The organism is Blautia sp. OM07-19, assembly GCF_003481595.1.
GTDB classification, from domain to species: Bacteria; Bacillota; Clostridia; order Lachnospirales; family Lachnospiraceae; genus Blautia_A; species Blautia_A intestinihominis.
The window spans coordinates 1-15,850 of record NZ_QULA01000007.1 but is presented as its reverse complement, the minus strand read 5'-3'; the positions used below and the strand labels follow the sequence as shown (position 1 = coordinate 15,850).

15 protein-coding genes and 1 pseudogene are annotated in these 15,850 nt (G+C 47.4%); all 16 read right to left on the bottom strand.

Features of this window, described 5'->3' with window-relative positions; all coding sequences use genetic code 11:
• Window positions 1-104 precede the first annotated feature (104 nt).
• The 16 genes and pseudogenes from DXC01_RS06870 to DXC01_RS06795 all read right to left on the bottom strand — a co-directional run bounded on the left by DXC01_RS06870 (window position 105) and on the right by DXC01_RS06795 (window position 15,325).
• Window positions 105-935, bottom strand: a complete 831-nt coding sequence (locus DXC01_RS06870; RefSeq protein ID WP_118254428.1) for an energy-coupling factor transporter transmembrane component T family protein — start codon at window positions 933-935, stop codon at window positions 105-107.
• The gene (locus DXC01_RS06865) at window positions 925-2,649 is read right to left on the bottom strand and encodes an ABC transporter ATP-binding protein (protein ID WP_118698593.1); all 1,725 of its coding nucleotides are present in this window, start codon (window positions 2,647-2,649) and stop codon (window positions 925-927) included. The genes DXC01_RS06870 and DXC01_RS06865 overlap by 11 nt, the downstream gene beginning before the upstream one ends.
• 111 nt (window positions 2,650-2,760) lie before the next feature.
• Window positions 2,761-3,312 carry an ECF-type riboflavin transporter substrate-binding protein gene (locus tag DXC01_RS06860; RefSeq protein WP_022213695.1) on the bottom strand — a complete coding sequence of 184 codons (552 nt, stop codon included), beginning with the start codon at window positions 3,310-3,312 and terminating at the stop codon, window positions 2,761-2,763.
• A gap of 77 nt (window positions 3,313-3,389) precedes the next feature.
• The gene (locus DXC01_RS06855; RefSeq protein WP_022213696.1) at window positions 3,390-4,049 is read right to left on the bottom strand and encodes a ribonuclease H1 domain-containing protein; all 660 of its coding nucleotides are present in this window, start codon (window positions 4,047-4,049) and stop codon (window positions 3,390-3,392) included.
• Between the two features lie 13 nt (window positions 4,050-4,062).
• Window positions 4,063-4,740, bottom strand: a complete 678-nt coding sequence (locus DXC01_RS06850) for a helix-turn-helix transcriptional regulator (RefSeq protein ID WP_118698592.1) — start codon at window positions 4,738-4,740, stop codon at window positions 4,063-4,065.
• Window positions 4,741-4,807: 67 nt separating this feature from the next.
• Window positions 4,808-5,182 (bottom strand): RidA family protein, encoded by a 375-nt coding sequence (locus DXC01_RS06845; RefSeq protein WP_022213698.1) that lies wholly within the window; start codon window positions 5,180-5,182, stop codon window positions 4,808-4,810.
• 66 nt (window positions 5,183-5,248) lie between these two features.
• A pseudogene (locus DXC01_RS21230) lies at window positions 5,249-5,476 on the bottom strand (response regulator); the annotation flags it as partial.
• 403 nt (window positions 5,477-5,879) lie between these two features.
• Window positions 5,880-7,043: a nitrogenase component 1 gene (locus tag DXC01_RS06835; protein WP_118698590.1), complete on the bottom strand. Its 1,164-nt coding sequence runs from the start codon at window positions 7,041-7,043 to the stop codon at window positions 5,880-5,882.
• On the bottom strand, window positions 7,040-8,425 hold the full coding sequence (locus tag DXC01_RS06830; RefSeq protein ID WP_118698589.1) for a nitrogenase component 1: 1,386 nt from the start codon (window positions 8,423-8,425) through the stop codon (window positions 7,040-7,042). The genes DXC01_RS06835 and DXC01_RS06830 overlap by 4 nt, the downstream gene beginning before the upstream one ends.
• Entirely contained in the window at window positions 8,419-9,186 is a 768-nt protein-coding gene (locus DXC01_RS06825; protein WP_022213575.1) for a nitrogenase iron protein NifH, read from the bottom strand. Before DXC01_RS06825 ends, DXC01_RS06830 begins: the two co-directional genes overlap by 7 nt.
• Window positions 9,179-9,451: a TM1266 family iron-only hydrogenase system putative regulator gene (locus DXC01_RS06820; RefSeq protein WP_022213576.1), complete on the bottom strand. Its 273-nt coding sequence runs from the start codon at window positions 9,449-9,451 to the stop codon at window positions 9,179-9,181. Before DXC01_RS06820 ends, DXC01_RS06825 begins: the two co-directional genes overlap by 8 nt.
• A gap of 49 nt (window positions 9,452-9,500) precedes the next feature.
• A complete protein-coding gene (gene hypE, locus DXC01_RS06815) occupies window positions 9,501-10,517 on the bottom strand; it encodes a hydrogenase expression/formation protein HypE (RefSeq protein WP_022213577.1) in 1,017 nt (338 codons plus the stop codon).
• Window positions 10,518-10,591: 74 nt separating this feature from the next.
• On the bottom strand, window positions 10,592-11,644 hold the full coding sequence (hypD, locus tag DXC01_RS06810; protein ID WP_118698588.1) for a hydrogenase formation protein HypD: 1,053 nt from the start codon (window positions 11,642-11,644) through the stop codon (window positions 10,592-10,594).
• Window positions 11,644-11,853 (bottom strand): HypC/HybG/HupF family hydrogenase formation chaperone, encoded by a 210-nt coding sequence (locus DXC01_RS06805; RefSeq protein ID WP_022213579.1) that lies wholly within the window; start codon window positions 11,851-11,853, stop codon window positions 11,644-11,646. The genes hypD and DXC01_RS06805 overlap by 1 nt, the downstream gene beginning before the upstream one ends.
• Before the next feature lie 16 nt (window positions 11,854-11,869).
• Window positions 11,870-14,200: a carbamoyltransferase HypF gene (gene hypF / locus DXC01_RS06800; RefSeq protein ID WP_118698587.1), complete on the bottom strand. Its 2,331-nt coding sequence runs from the start codon at window positions 14,198-14,200 to the stop codon at window positions 11,870-11,872.
• 81 nt (window positions 14,201-14,281) lie between these two features.
• The gene (locus tag DXC01_RS06795; protein WP_118698586.1) at window positions 14,282-15,325 is read right to left on the bottom strand and encodes a nitrogenase component 1; all 1,044 of its coding nucleotides are present in this window, start codon (window positions 15,323-15,325) and stop codon (window positions 14,282-14,284) included.
• Window positions 15,326-15,850: the final 525 nt, after the last annotated feature.

Below are 15,850 nucleotides of genomic sequence, written 5' to 3'. Positions count from 1 at the left end.
TCTTCTACCAGTCATCCCAATACCCTTAATTTCCGTTTTCCCAGTAAATCCAACACCCATCCAACTACCTTAAGTTTCCATTCCCAGCAAAGTTAGTACTCTTACTATATGAAAGGATTATAAAACCGTCCAAACTTAATAGTTACAGTAAAACTTACAATCAACAGCACCACGCCCAGCCCCAGGGCAATAAAATCACGTCTTGCAAACGGCCTCCTGGTATACCAGGTCCGTTTCCTATTTTTTCCAAAACCACGCAACTCCATCGCATTGGAAATTGTATCAATGCGATTCAGACTTGTCAGTATCAGTGGCAACAAAATATTGACAGAGTTCTTCAACCTGGAGAAGAAATGCTCATTCTTTCCAAGCTCCACTCCTCTTGCCTGCTGTGCCTGGCTGATACTGTGATAATCTCTCTGGATATCCGGGATATAACGAAGCGCGATCGCCACAGAACATCCTACTTTATAGGAAATTCCGATGCTGTTCAGGCTCGCCGCAAACTCACTCGGGTTTGTCGCAGAAATAAACAGAATCGCTACCGGCAATGCCACGAAATATTTCAGAGAGATATTCAGCATATAAAACATCTGCTCCGCGGTCACATCATATCTCCAGAACAAATGACAAAGCACATGTCTCGTTCCATACAGATTCGTTCCCTGATTCGGGTCGAACAGGAAAATAAACACATTATTCAAAAGCAAAAAAACAAGCATAAAGATCATCATAAACCGCACTTCGCGGTATTTGATCTTGCTGAGCTTAAACGCTGCAAGACTGACTGCAAAAAGCCCCAGCAGCACCCAGATATTATAAGTGATCATGCTTGCGAACGTAAACAGCAGGAAAAATGCCAGCTTGGTAGTTCCTGTCATCTTGTGTACTACGCTGTCGCGGTCCAGATAGTTTAATACAGTCTTAGCGGCCATGGCTTCTCACCTCCCTGTCTTCTCCGATAAATCTTTCTACAAATACCTCCGGCGGTGTGATCTCGCAGTGGTTTGCCAGTGTAAAGAGACTTGTCTCTTTCAGCGCGGCACGCTCGATCAGTTCCGGATCACAGAGTACTTCAGAAGCTCTGCGGTCTGCGATCAGCTGTCCATCTGAAAACACAAGTGCCCTTGGTGTATATTCCAGCATCAGATGCATATCATGCGTGATCATAACAACCGTCACTCCACGCTCATTGAGCTTACGCAAAAACTCCATGATCTCTGTATAATGCTTGAAATCCTGTCCTGCAGTCGGCTCATCCAGGATGATCAGTTCCGGATCCTGCACAAGTACACTTGCGATCGTCACACGCTTTTTCTGACCGAAACTCAATGCCGATACCGGCCAGTTTCGGAATGGATAAAGCCCGCAGATTTTGAGCGTATCTTCTACTTTCTGGTGAACTTCCGCCTCTGCCATTCCAGATTTCTGAAGGCTCAGTGCTACCTCGTCATAGATCATTGTCTTGGAGATCATCTGGTTTGGATTCTGCATGACATATCCAATGTATTTCGCACGATGACGGATATTTTCTTTCAACAGATCTTTTCCGTGGAAGGAAATCTCTCCGGAATCCGGGTCTTCAAATCCGCAGACCAGCTTGGAAAATGTTGATTTTCCTGCACCGTTTCGTCCCACAATGCTGACCATCTCACCTTTATCGATCGACAGGCTTACATTTCGCAGTGTCTGATGGTCTTTCGTATAACCGAAGCTTAAGTTGCGGACTTCCAGGAGTTTTTCGCGTTCTCCTGCATCTTCCTGAATCGGCTGTGCCTCGAACCAATCCTGAAGTTTCTTACGGTCTATATCGTCCAGCACAACAGAATCTACGTGTGCAGGTTTCTTCTCTTTTGTAATATCAATTCCTGCGTAACGCATGGCAGTCACATAAAGCGGCTCACGGATTCCGTTATCTGCAAGCAGACTTGTAGAAAGAAGTTCATCCGGCGTCATGTCCGCGAGGATTTTTCCCTCGTTCACCAGTACGATACGGTCAACATTTCTCCAGAGGACATCTTCCAGACGATGCTCAATGATCAGAACCGTCGTGTCTGTTTTTTTCTGGATCTCATCGATCAGCTCGATTGCCTGTTTACCGGCGGCCGGATCGAGATTTGCCAGAGGCTCATCAAACAGAAGGATTTTTACCTGATCCACCATGACTCCTGCAAGACTGACTCTCTGTTTCTGTCCGCCAGACAGTTCATGCGGTGCATAATCCAGATGACTCTCGATTCCTACCAATTCTGCGGCATGTCTCGTAATTTCATGCATTTCATCCTGAGGTGTACAACTGTTTTCCAGTGCAAACGCAATGTCCTCGCCGACAGTCAGACCAATAAACTGACCATCCGGGTCCTGCAGAACAGTTCCTACATGTGCAGACAGTTCAAAAATACTGCTGTGCGGTGCATCTACGCCATCTACTGTCAGCGTACCTTTGCACTCGCCTGGATTGGAAAAAGGATTCAGACCATTCACGCAACCAGCGAGTGTACTCTTACCACTTCCCGATGGGCCAGCAATCAGCACCTTTTCGCCCGGATAAATATCTAGATTGATTCCGGTCAGTGTGGGCTTTTTCTGCGCCCGGTACTGGAATGAAAAATCTTTGAATGAAATAACAGGGGATTTTTTTTCAGTCATTTAAACACCTCAAATTTAATACTCACAATAAATAACAAATGCAATAGAAAAAGCCTTTTCACAAGCCAGAACAGCCATATGAGAAGGCTTTATTACTTTTAAGCAACCATCTTATTCCATATCCAGAGAACCTTTTTTTGCAATGGTCTTGGTATATGCCAGAACAAGAAGTCCACCTACGATCACGCCGGTAATGCTGTTGGAAACTGCTGCGAACACACCCTGTGCAAAAACTTTGTTTGCCGGTTCTGCATAGATCAGGATGTCAAGAACAGGAGCTACAACTACCCAGCCGATCACGTGTGCGATCACGTTGGAAACTACAAATACTACAACTTTGCCTTTACCGAACTCGCCGTCCTGAACGTTGAGTTTCTTGGCAAATAATCCGATGACCACACCGACAAATGCAGATGTGATAACCCAGCTCCACCACGGGCTTCCACCCCAGGAAAGATCGATCAGAGCGTGACCGATGAAACCGATCAGTCCGCCTGCAACCGGTCCGTACATAGCAGCCAGAAGTGCAAGTACTGCATACTGAAGGCTGATGTTTGTATTTGGTACCGGGCTCGGTATTGCAACAAAACGTCCGAGTACAAAGAACAATGCTGCGCCGATTCCGACAGCAACTACGGTTTTGATACTGCTGTTGTTTTTCATAATAATATCCTCCTCAAAAAGTTCTGCTCTGGTCATGCCAGAGTCAGTGATAGTATAAGGCTTTTTGACGGATTTTGTCAATGGATTCCAAGTGCTTCTTTTGCAAGTTCATCCACCATATCATTATATTTATCATTAGAATGTCCCTTAACCTTGCGGAATTCAATATGAACACTCTTTTTCGCTTTCTGGTAGAAATCGCGATACGCGATCGTCCCGGCTTTATTTGCCTTCCAGTCGCCGTTGCACCAGCTCGCAATCCCCTGATAATCGTGGTAGATGATAATAGAAGGAATTTTGTGATCCAGAGCGTACTGCATCGCCGCCTCGCTTCCTTTGATCTCACCAGCCACGTTTCGCATCTGTGCCAGCTCCGGGTCGGACATTTTCTGTGAAAACTTTTCTTCTCTTCCATCGATCAGAACGACCATTCCGTAAGAAAATTCTTTCGTGCCTGCGTGGTAACTTCCGTCGACGTAGATTTCTACTGCGTCTGCTGCATTACTGTCTGCCTGCATCCCATTTGCAGCCACCACACTTCCCACACCAGAACCAGAAGCACCAGATATACCTGCCTCCTGCCTAATCCCCAGATACTCCTTCGCTTCCGCTTCCGTCCCAAAACTCTTATATATCGCGCCCGGATACCCCATCACCTGCTTCTTACACTCGTCCCAGGTAAGGAACATCCCGGTCTTTCTTCCCTGTCTTACTGCATAAAATTTCTTCTTTGCCATGCTGCCTCCTGTTCTATTCCTGCTCCAGATTCCTCAAATGCAGATACACCGTATTCTTGCTGATTCCAAGGATTTCCGCGGTCCTGACTACCGCATCTTTCATGTTGTAGATGCCTTTCTGATAAAGTCTCTGGATGATCTCCTTGTTTCGGTTGGAGGTCGGGATGTCTTTGTCCTCAATGACCTCGCGTCGGATCTCCTCTACCATGTCTTCCAGAAGTTCCACGCTGCTGGAGGAAAAATTCTCTTTGCGGTTTTCGTACTGCTCCTGTGGTTTCAAGCCGCATGCCACGAAGTTGCTGATATATTCTGAGAATGGTGTGTTCAGATAAAAATTGATGCAGAGCAGTCCGATGATGCGGTCTTTTTCTCCGCGGACAGGAATCGTCACGGATTTCAGCGGTTCCCCCTTCTTATTGTGAGTAAAATACGTAATCCCGCGGCTATCTGCATCTTCCTTCTGCATCTCTTCCAGAAGATCAAGTGCAAGGTCTGTGAGAGGCGCGCCTTCTGTTCTTCCTGTGTGAAGCCCATGAATTACTTTGACCGCAGAGCTTGAGTAATCCTCCAGACTGTGAAGCACCAGTTCGTACCCTTCCCCAAGATACATGGACAGCCCTTCCAGCATCATGCTGTAGGATTTCAGGATCTCACGGTCTGTTTCCGTTAATTTCACATGATGGTCTTTCATTTTATTCTCCTGCAACGCAAAAAGGGGGTGTCGAAACATCCCCTTCTTGTGCTGTATTTCTTATGATTTATTCTGCTACTGCGATTGCTTCTACTTCGCACAGAACGTTCTTCGGAAGCTGTTTTACAGCAACACAGGAACGAGCCGGTTTGCTTGTGAAGTATTTCTCATAAACTGCATTGAATGCAGCGAAATCTGCCATGTCAGCAAGGAAGCATGTTGTCTTTACAACGTTGTCAAATGTAAGACCAGCTTCTTCGAGGATTGCTCCAACGTTCTTGCAGGACTGCTCTGCCTGAGTCTCGATCTTGTCGCCTGCAACTTCGCCTGTAGCCGGGTCTACCGGGATCTGACCTGATGCGAATACGAAGTTTCCTACCATTTTTGCCTGTGAATATGGTCCGATTGCTGCTGGTGCGTTTTTAGTTTCAAGTGTTTTCATGATGAATTCCTCCCGTACTTTTTTCTTTATCATATCACTGAATTTTTGTTTAGTCAATGTAATATTTTACAAATATTTTCTCATCAGTGCATAGAGTGTTTCAATCCGTATCGGTTTGGCCATATGGTCATTCATTCCTGCCTTAAGTGCCTCCTGTACGTCCTCTTCAAAGGCATTGGCTGTCATGGCTATGATCGGCTTCGATGCGATCTCCTGATTTTCCAGTCTTCGGATCCGTCTTGTTGCTTCGTAGCCGTCCATTTCCGGCATCTGAACATCCATCAGTACTACATCGACTGTATCAATAAAGAAATCCAATCGCTTCGCCTTGATGTCTGACTGAAGGATATTTCGGAGGTCATGCATCACTACAGGAATACTGCATTCATTTTCTTCTATTTTGACTTTGCCACTCTCAATGCAGCTCATATCAAGCACATCATTGATCAGGGAAAGGAGATGATTGCTGGAGACCATGATCTTGCTGAGATAACCTTTGAGCCGCTCAGGATCCTCCAGGTGAGTTGCTGCAAGAGATGTAAAAATTTCCATTCTTTTCCTTCCTGTATTAAAAAAAGCTTCCAGTCGCTACAGTGCTGCATGTAGGTCTGAAAGCTGAATAAGATTTCTTAAGTCCAAAACATACTATATTTATTATAGAAGTCTTCAACGCTTTTATCCACTAAAATGTACGTTTTTACGGCAATTTTATATCGTTTAACTCTCCAAAGATCCCGCATTTTTTGATCTTTTTCAGAAAAATCCTGCCGGAAAAAGCGATATGCGGAAGTTCGATGAATGTAGAATCCGGCGGACAGATCGGGCGGTAAAGAGGATCTGCAAAGATGATCCCTGCATCCTTTAGAAGCTGCTCCATTTCTTCTTCTCCATCTGCTGTACAGTCATTCGGTGCGAGAAGACCTTCGTGAGTTTCCAGCGGACAGATGACACGGACTGGTTTGTTGTATTGTTTTTCGAGGGTTACTGCCAGGGAGCCCATGGTCACGGCTTCTCCGATCAGAGTTATCTGCGGAGTTCCTGCCAGACGGTTCTTAAGATATGCCGCGAGAATGTTGTTCTTGTCTGCTTCATTATGATGTGAAACTTCTTCATTTATTGCCTGGATGAGTTCTTCTGTAAATCCTCCAACCGGAGTTCCAATAACATATGGAGTTCCGAATTTTTCCTGGAGGATCTTTGCTGCCGGAAGACCTACGGAGGATACGACCAGGTTTACTTCTGCTTCACCTGCATGGGATAAATCCTCAAGCGTATCTCCCATCGCCCAGGTAGAAATGACCTCCCAGCCACGTTGGCGTAAAGTCTGTTTCATGGCATCTACGTTTGCCTGCGGGCCAAAATCCAGCGGGGTTACGCCGAAAAGATTAAGGGTATGCGGTCTGATATGATGCGGTTTCTTAACAAATCGTTCTGCGATTTTCTCCAGTGCAAGACCTGCTCCGTAAGTATAATCATGCATGCCATTTGTCGGAACTGCAAAAGCCGGGATTCCTGTCTCTGTTTCGATCACCTGCGCGATTGCAGGAAAATCTGTCCCGTTCATAAATGGGATCGGCGAGCCTGCAAGTGCGATGAACTTCGGTTTTAGTTCTTTCGCCGCTTCTTCAATATCGTGAATGAATTTTGCATCGTTTCCCATAACTGCATCGATCTCTGTCAGCCCGGAAATATAGATCAGACTGTCCTGGTCGTACCAGCGGATCTCGTCATGTGTATTATAAGTCGAATTACAGCCGGACGGGTCGTGTATGACTACCATGCCGCCCAGGTCATACAGGGCAGAGCATACACCAGAAACATCGGCGGTGTAGATCGGTATGATTTTGTATGACTGTCTCATATGCAGCTTTCGCACCCCCATCCTTTACGAACGATCAGATCCTCGGGATCTTTTTCTTCGAGAAAAGCTTCTGTCATCAGTTCCATGGTTCCTCGGATCCCATCGAAGCCCCACAAGCCGCCACCCTGTACCATGTTGACGAAATTTCTGCTGCCGGAAAACCAGGCGGCTTTCTGTCCGATAGCAAGAACTTTACCTTCTGTCCCGCGCGGAAGGACACGCATCTTGGTTTGGATCGTGGCACGCAGTTCCAGGTCCGGATGATGAAGTTTCAGCCAGTCGAAGGCCGGCTTTTCTTCCGAACTTATGCTGTCGAGATAGACGGTTGTTACATGGAAACCGTGTTCCAGAAGAAGTTTTGCGAGACCTAATGGTCTTGGGTGGTACAGATAATCCAGAACGACCGGGGTGCCGCCGATGATGGATTTTGCGTGGTTGATGGAATCTTCGCAAAGAGTGATCTCTCTCTGGTAAAATGCTTCTATTTCTTCGGATGTGATATCTGCACACTTTGTATTCGAAGTATCCTCCCGGCTCCATCCTGCCTGAAGCTCCTTTATCAGATTTCGAATTTCTTCTTTGATCTCCTCATAATCAAAACAACCCGGAAGATACAGATGTGTTCTGTTCAGGCGTTCTGTCAGCATGGCTGCACCGTATTTTGCCGGCGGGTAACAGGAAACAAAAATTTCTGCACTTCCAAGCTGCTGGTATTCCGCCCATGTTTTACAGGCTGGAAGTTCCCGCAAAGTGTGACCGGTACTTCTCAGCAATCGTTTGATGTCACTGCTTTCATCAAGTACAAAGTCGCTTCCAACGAGCGTTACTGTCAGCGGATCTGGCTCCTTCGTGATAAGCGGATCGTACATTGCCTTTCGCAGTTTCTGATCCGGTGTCAGTCCATGTTTCTGCATGATCGGATCCATGAAGCAGCGCACAAAAACGATCTCCGGGAAACGTGTGCCTAGTTCTTCATAGACTCTGTCCAGGTCGCATCCCAGAAAATGATGCAGACAGACAGTAAAAAGGAGCACTGCTTTTGGTTTCTTTTCTAATTTATTGAGGACATCTGTCACTCCTTCGATCGTCACATCCTCCAGATTTCCGTTCAGGAGATTTTCTTCTTCCACAGTGACAAAGGAAAAACGGTCTGCCGCATTCATCTCTGCCGCTGTCAGAACGACGCCTCGCATGCAGTTGTCTGCGCAGACATAGATCTGGATCGCCTCAGGCATAAGCATTCCGGTGTGGACGATATTCCAGTTGCCATGTGCCGGAGAGTTGAATTCCAGTCCGAGCGGAAATGGAACAGGAAAATCAGCTTCTCCGATCGTTATGACTGCACCTTCCGGGTTTATTTCACCGCCAACTCGTTTCAGCATAGCCCGTCCTTTCTGCAGATAGCCAGAATGTTTTCTGCCAGTGTGCGGTATTCTGCTGCCATTTCGCTGTCCGGGTAACATTCCATCAGGGTTTTGCCCTGTTCTTCTGCGTCTGTGACCAGGTCGCTGCGGGTGAGTTTTCCGATTATCTGCGTTTCAAAATCATCGGCAAGTTCCTGTACTTTTTCTTCTTCTCGTTTTACATTGCGGCGGTTCAGGATGATGCCACCAAGGGTTGCGTAACCACGGTTTTTGAAGTTCTGTACGGCCATGGCAATATTGGCTCCGGCATGGATTGCCATGTTTTCACCGGAAGTTATGATAAAAACTTTGTCTGCATAGCCTTTTCGCATCGGCATGGAGAAACCGCCACAGACGACGTCTCCGAGAACGTCGTAGAGGACGATGTCCGGTTTATAAGTCTCGTAAGCTCCTGTTTCTTTTAATTTTTCGAGGGCAGTGATGATCCCGCGTCCTGCACAGCCAAGTCCTGGCGTGGGGCCTCCGGCCTCTACGCAGATCACGCTCTGATAGCCGGTTGTGATCATGTCTTCGAGCTTGAGATTCTGTTTTTTCTCATTATAGAGATCGAGTACGGTCCGCATCTGTTTTCCATGCCGAAGCTGGATCGTGGAATCTGCTTTTGGATCGCAGCCGATCTGCATGACGGTCAGTCCTTTTTCTGCGAGGGTGGCTGCCACGTTGGATACGGTTGTGGATTTGCCGATTCCGCCTTTGCCGTATACTGCTATTTTAATCATGTTTTTCCTCCGCGTGTGTGATGACATTGGAATAAGCGGTCTTGGTGGACACGCCTTTGAGGCGGCCGATCTTGCCGGAAAGGGCGCTGATAATGTCCTGTGAGGCATCGATGGCGATGCTGATGATGCTGATTCCTTTTTCACGGTATGGGATGCCCATGCGGCCGATGATGTAGTCGCGGGCATCGTAAAGAAGCTGGTTGAGGGTTTCGATGGAATCGCTGTCTTCGACGATGATGGATATTACTGCTACTCTTGTGTCCATGGTTATCCTCCTTAATAATAATTCTACAGAATGCTCCATTGTTTCGCAATTAGCAGATACGTGGTAAAAGTTCTCCTCCCGGCTGTGGCAGGAGTGCCTGGGTGCCGATCTCAGTTGTCATGACTACTTTGCCTGGCTGGTCGGCGGTGACTTCTCCGATGATGGCAGCGTCCTTGGAGTATGGACACTGGCGGAGGGTTTCGACGATTTTTTCTGCTTCAGCTTTTGGAGCCATGATGACCATGCGGCCTTCGCATGCCAGATAGAGCGGTTCAAGTCCGAGCATACCGCAGACTCCTTTAACTTCCGGTGCTACCGGGACGGAGGCTGCATCGAGGCGGATCCCGACGTTGCTCTGTCCTGCAATTTCATAGAGGACGGTTCCGACACCGCCTCTTGTGGCATCACGGATCACATGGAGATCGTGGGTAGTGTTCATGACAGCTTCTACTGCTTTCCAGAGCGGCGCGCAGTCGCTGGTGACATCTGCTTCGATCCCGAAATCTTCTCTCGCAAGAAGGATCGTGCATCCATGTCTTCCAACATCACCGGTTACGATGATCGCATCTCCCGGCTGTGCAAGGGTTCCGCCGACTTTTACGCCGTCTTCGATCTGTCCCATTCCGGTCGTTGTGATAAAAACGCCGTCTACCTGTCCTTTGCCTGCAACTTTGGTATCACCGGACACGATATGTACGCCTGCTTCTGCGGCTGTTTTTTCCATTGCGGAGGCGATTTCTTCCAGTTTTTCCATCGGGAAGCCTTCTTCGATGACAAATGCACAGGTCAGGTACAGTGGTTTTGCACCCATACATGCGAGGTCATTGACCGTACCGCAAATGGAAAGTTTACCGATATTTCCGCCCGGAAAGAATGCCGGTGAGACGATAAATCCGTCTGTGGAAACTGCCATTTTTCCTGCCGGTGGTGTCAGGACTGCCGCATCATCTGCTGTCAGATCCGGGTTGGCAAAGTGTGCTGCAAAGATCTGGTCGATCAGTTCTGAAGTCTGGCGGCCGCCTGCGCCGTGCGCCATTGTTACTGTTTTATCTTTTAAACTGCTCATAGGATTGTCCTCTTTTCTCTTAACATTATTATACCTGTAAACATACTCAGCATTTGGAACTTTAATCCCTGGTATTATTTATTGTCCCCATACGCATAATAAGCCGAACATGCGCCTTCATTTGAAACCATACATGCTCCTACCGGGTGCTGAGGGGTGCAGACTTTCCCGAATACTTTGCAGTCGGATGGTTTGCATTTGCCCTGCAGGACATCGCCGCATCTGCATGCCGGGTTTGCTTTACCCTGGATCGGTGGAATATTGTATTTCTTTCTTGCGTCAAAATCGCTCCACTCTTTTTTAAGACAGACACCTGATCTCGGAATCACGCCAAGCCCTCTCCACTCACTGTCACAGGCTTCTGTCATTTCTTCAGTGAGCTGCTGTGCTTCGCGACTTCCTTCCGGTTTCACGACTCTCGGATAGCAGTTTACAAAGAATGGTTTTCCTTCTTGGAATTTCACCAGGGAAACGGCAAGTGCTGTGAGAAGCTCTTTCGCAGTAAATCCGGCAACAACACCGCTTACACCTTCTTCTGTCAGATGTTCGCAGAGTTCTGTTCCTGTGATCGCATTGACATGTCCCGGATACAGAAAAACATCTGCACTTCCTTTTAGTGCCTCGTATGCCTGCGGCATGGTCTTATTTGCCATCAGCAGAGAATAATTGAAAAGACCATCCTTCTTTGCCTGCTTTACAGAAAGACATTCTGCCGGTGTTGTAGTTTCAAATCCGACAGACAGGAAGACAACCTCTTCTTCTGGATGTTCCAGTGCATATTTTTCTGCATCTGCCGGAGAATAAACGATACGGATCTTTGCGCCTTTTTCTCTCGCTCCTGCAAGGCTCATTTTCGTTCCCGGTACTCGTACCAGATCTCCGAAGGTACAGATCGTTACATTTTTTTCCAGTGCCAGCCACACTGCTTCATCAATAAATCCAACCGGTGTCACACAGACCGGACATCCCGGACCGGAGATCAGTTCTACCTGCGGCGGCAGAAGTTTGCGGATTCCCAGTCGAAAGATCTCGTGTGTATGTGTTCCACAGACTTCCATGATGCGGACTGCCGGACCGTCATAGTTCTCTATGATCTCGCGGGCTGTTTTTTTTCTCTCTTCTCCCATTACAGCAGTTCCTCCATTAACTGATCTGTTTCGTCATCATCTTCATCAGTGATCTTTGCGATTGCAACACCTGCATGGACCATCACATAATCACCCGGTTCCAGGTCTTCCAGAAGCTGTGCGGAAACTTTTCTTTTAGCTCCGCCAGCGTCTACAACTGCTGTTCCTTCACTGATTTTTACTACTTTTGCTGATAAACCTACACACATGGTAATGCCTCCCTTTTTACTTATTTCTATCTAAATATGCCATCGCATACACTGCCTGTCCAAGTGCGATCCCGCCGTCATTTGGCGGTACAAGCTGATGTTTCAGCACTTCAAATCCCTGCTGTTTCAACATATGATCAGTCAGTTCCAGAAGCAGCCGGTTCTGAAAAACACCGCCACTTAAAGCTGCTTTATTACAGCCGCTCTGCTCTCTGATCTTCACACAGGATGCCGTGATCTGGCGGGCAAGTTCCTGATGGAAAATGTATGCCAGACGGTCAGAATCTTCACCGTTTAACCTGCGGTACAGGATTTCTTTTATCAGGGAGCCGGTGTTGAGAAGCAGCCGGTCATTGCCTTCTTTTAATAGTTCATAAGTCGATATCTCCGGCATCTTTTTCGCATTTTTTAACCTGTTCTTCTGATACTCTTCCGCGACAAATTCAAGTGCCATGGACGCCTCTCCTTCAAATGTGGACTTCCTGCGGATTCCAAGTATCGCGCTCACACCGTCAAACAAACGGCCTGCGCTGGTTGACATCACGGCATTGATCTTACGGTCTGCCATGGTGAACTGTACATTTGCTTCCTGCTTCGTACAAAGTTCTAATTTCTCTATGATCTCAGATGCTTTTTCCCTGTCACCTGTCATTCCATAGAGCAGGGAAACTGCGATACGCCATCCCTCTTTTGAAGAAGCATCTCCGCCGATCTGCAGGAATGGCATGACACTTCCTGTTCTTTCGAATCCATTCAGATCTGCCAGAAGGATTTCTCCTCCCCAGATCGTACCGTCTGTTCCATAGCCGGTTCCGTCAAACGATACGCCGACCACCTGATCCGCACAGTCATTCTCTGCCATGCAGGAAAGAATGTGTGCATAATGGTGCTGTACCTTCACTACCGGTAATCCAAGTTCTTCTGCGACCATCACAGAATTGTACTTCGGATGCATATCACAGCATACGATCTCCGGCTCCACTTCCAGCAGTGTTTCCAGTCTTCCGACTGTCTCACGAAGTGCTTTTACTGTCCGCAGATCTTCCAGGTCTCCCACATATGGGGACGGATAAAAACGGTTATCCACACCGATGCAGAAGGAGTTTTTGAGTTCTCCACCGATTGCGAGCACCTGTCCCTGATATGGTGTGGAAACCATAAACGGAAGTGGTGCATAACCTCTGGAACGGCGGATCATATATGGTTTATCCTCATAAAAATCCATTACAGAATCGTCTGCGCGGATACGGATCTTGCGGTCATGGGACAGCATGCAGTCGCAGAATCCAGACAGTTCTGCCTCTGCTTCCCGATCGTCACGACAGATCGGCGCACCGGATATATTTCCACTGGTCATTACCAGAAATTCCGGCATTTCAATCCCGTCATCATACGTAAAGATCAGAAGCTGTACCGGTGCATATGGCAGCATCACACCGACTTTTGGATTGCCCGGTGCCACGGATGGACAGAGGATCTCAGCCTCTTTTTTCTTATCCAGAAGCAGGATCGGCTTCTGATGTCCGTCGAGAATTTTGGACTGTTCTGCGCTAACTTCACATTCTTTTCTGACAGCTTCGGGATCTTTTGCCATCACTGCAAAAGGCTTCATCGGACGACGTTTGAGCTGCCGCAGGCGGCTGACTGCCCCCTCATTTGAAGCATCACAGCAGAGATGAAATCCACCGATGCCTTTGATCGCAACAATCCCGCCCTCTGCAATCGTTTTTCTCGCATAAGTGATCGCAGCCCTGCCTCTTTCTTCTCTGCCGATCAGGTATACTTCCGGTCCACAGTCATTGCAGCAGACCGGCTGTGCATCGTATCTTCTTGTCGCCGGATCATAGTATTCTTTTGCACAGTCCGGGCACATCGGAAACTCTTTCATACTGGTCCGTTCTCTGTCATAAGGAAGCGAATCCAGAATCGTCAGTCTCGGTCCGCAGCAGGTACAGTTGATAAACGGATGTAGATATCTCCGATTCCTGGGATCAAATATTTCCTCCTTGCATTCATCGCAGATTGCAATGTCCGGTGAGACAAAAATCTCTCCTTTTGTCTTCTCACTTTCGATGATATCAAACTGTGTATACGCTTCCGGATGCTCTACATTTTCGACATTTACTTTGAGGATCGCTGCACGTTTCGGCGGCCGGTTCTGGATATCTGAGATAAATCCTCTGACCGCTTCCTCTGATCCCTGTGCGTAAATTTCCACATAAGGTCCCTTGTTACAGACATTTCCACGGATGCCCCGCGTGGCCGCATGGCGGCTGACCGTTGGCCGGAATCCTACCCCCTGTACGATTCCGTAAATGCGGATCTGTCTGGTGATTTCTTCACTCATAATCTTCTCCAATCTGCTATATCACTCCATAGATACAGCAGGATTTTTTATTTACAATTGTCTGCTCGTGATCAGCTGACTTTACTTCCCGATCAGCTTCCCTGATACTGCAAAATGTCTTGTATTTATGAAGCTTCCTTTAAATTCCGGTGTCATGCGCTCCATACATCCGTCTGCAAAAATGATATCAAAATCTCCATTTTGTACCAGTTCTATGTAGTCATCCTCGTCACGAAGAGACATATCTCCGTCTGCCAGAAGTTCTTTTTTCATCATAAACCAGCCTGCTGTCTGGACGGTCTTTGCGCCTCTCTCCAGCAGTTCTCTGCGGATGGAATCGGCGATCACCTGCTGGTGTACAACAAGGACTTTTTTGCCGGTATAATCCAGTTTCGGAAGCAGTTCCTCTACCAGTGGATAGTGGATTTCATATGGCGTTCCAAATGTCTTTTCCAGATATTTCGCCGCCATAAGTGCCGCCGGAGAAACCACGATATTTCTACTCACTGAGGAAGCTTTTTTTACTTCTTTCAGTCCGTCGCCCATACAGTAACAGACCGCCTGCTGACCATATTTCTGCTGATACAGGGCACGTATTTTGTCTGCTGCCGCAAGGTCGCTGACATCCTGCGGAGTCATTCCGAGGATACCGATCCTGCGCTCTTCCACTGGATATTTTTCCGTTGCAAAAGTTTTGAAAAGCTCCACAAAAACTTTCTCCTCGCCTTTGTCATAAAGTTCCATTCCATCTGTATCAACGGTCAGGATCGGCAGATTTATCTTCTTCTCACTCATGCGTTTCAATGCCAGATAATCCGTTGCGATCACCGCCGGAACCGGGGTTCCGATCACTGCTGCGAACGTTGCATCTACCTTCTGTGCTGCATCTGCAAGCTTCGTCACCAGACGGTCATCACGTCCAAGGATCGCATCCATATCTCGAAGTCCGGCGCTGAAGATCGCACTTTTCTGTTCAAACCACCGCGGCTCGTCAAATCCGCATACATTACCGGTACATCCCCCCGCATCGCAGATCACCACAATACCTCCCAGTTCAAAAAGTACCGATACTGCACCTGACTGATCTGGTGCAAATGGCGTCAGGTATTTCCGTAGTCCTCTCATTATTTTCCCCCTTATACACAAAAAGACTCCTCGCCCATCAGGGTAGAGAAGTCCTGTAAATTCATGCCAACAACTATTCCTGCTCGGATCTGCAGTGACCTACCCGGTCCTATAAGTTACTGTTCACTCCGTTCACAGTAACTTGGTCAAAATCCATTCCAAATCACCTTCGGTGATGGGATTTTGCCCTGTATTTCTCGGGATTTTGCCATATTCATGGCAAAACGCCTCGCGGGATACTACCTGTGAACAAGTAACCCCTATACATATGTTTCCTCGCCATCAGAGTCTGTTCTTTAGTATTTATAAAATTTGAACGTGTCTGTGTAGTTGCATTCAGGTAGATCAAGTCATCCTGTCTGCTGTTAGAATTTATTATATCTCATACACAAGTTGTCAGTCAACGCTAACACGTCCGTTTTGCCATATATTTTCCGCACTGGTTGCCTTGATTCTTTGAATTTTATGTGAATTAAAAACTCTATCCTCACATGACTGAAGTCACGTGCTTCCAGACGCTTTAGG

What these genes read in the sequence shown, in the direction of transcription:
- DXC01_RS06870 (WP_118254428.1), bottom strand. Translation starts at nt 935, where the DNA reads ATGGCCGCTAAGACTGTATTAAACTATCTGGACCGCGACAGCGTAGTA.
- DXC01_RS06865 (WP_118698593.1), bottom strand. Translation starts at nt 2,649, where the DNA reads ATGACTGAAAAAAAATCCCCTGTTATTTCATTCAAAGATTTTTCATTC.
- DXC01_RS06860 (WP_022213695.1), bottom strand. Translation starts at nt 3,312, where the DNA reads ATGAAAAACAACAGCAGTATCAAAACCGTAGTTGCTGTCGGAATCGGC.
- DXC01_RS06855 (WP_022213696.1), bottom strand. Translation starts at nt 4,049, where the DNA reads ATGGCAAAGAAGAAATTTTATGCAGTAAGACAGGGAAGAAAGACCGGG.
- DXC01_RS06850 (WP_118698592.1), bottom strand. Translation starts at nt 4,740, where the DNA reads ATGAAAGACCATCATGTGAAATTAACGGAAACAGACCGTGAGATCCTG.
- DXC01_RS06845 (WP_022213698.1), bottom strand. Translation starts at nt 5,182, where the DNA reads ATGAAAACACTTGAAACTAAAAACGCACCAGCAGCAATCGGACCATAT.
- DXC01_RS06835 (WP_118698590.1), bottom strand. Translation starts at nt 7,043, where the DNA reads ATGAGACAGTCATACAAAATCATACCGATCTACACCGCCGATGTTTCT.
- DXC01_RS06830 (WP_118698589.1), bottom strand. Translation starts at nt 8,425, where the DNA reads ATGCTGAAACGAGTTGGCGGTGAAATAAACCCGGAAGGTGCAGTCATA.
- DXC01_RS06825 (WP_022213575.1), bottom strand. Translation starts at nt 9,186, where the DNA reads ATGATTAAAATAGCAGTATACGGCAAAGGCGGAATCGGCAAATCCACA.
- DXC01_RS06820 (WP_022213576.1), bottom strand. Translation starts at nt 9,451, where the DNA reads ATGGACACAAGAGTAGCAGTAATATCCATCATCGTCGAAGACAGCGAT.
- hypE (WP_022213577.1), bottom strand. Translation starts at nt 10,517, where the DNA reads ATGAGCAGTTTAAAAGATAAAACAGTAACAATGGCGCACGGCGCAGGC.
- hypD (WP_118698588.1), bottom strand. Translation starts at nt 11,644, where the DNA reads ATGGGAGAAGAGAGAAAAAAAACAGCCCGCGAGATCATAGAGAACTAT.
- DXC01_RS06805 (WP_022213579.1), bottom strand. Translation starts at nt 11,853, where the DNA reads ATGTGTGTAGGTTTATCAGCAAAAGTAGTAAAAATCAGTGAAGGAACA.
- hypF (WP_118698587.1), bottom strand. Translation starts at nt 14,200, where the DNA reads ATGAGTGAAGAAATCACCAGACAGATCCGCATTTACGGAATCGTACAG.
- DXC01_RS06795 (WP_118698586.1), bottom strand. Translation starts at nt 15,325, where the DNA reads ATGAGAGGACTACGGAAATACCTGACGCCATTTGCACCAGATCAGTCA.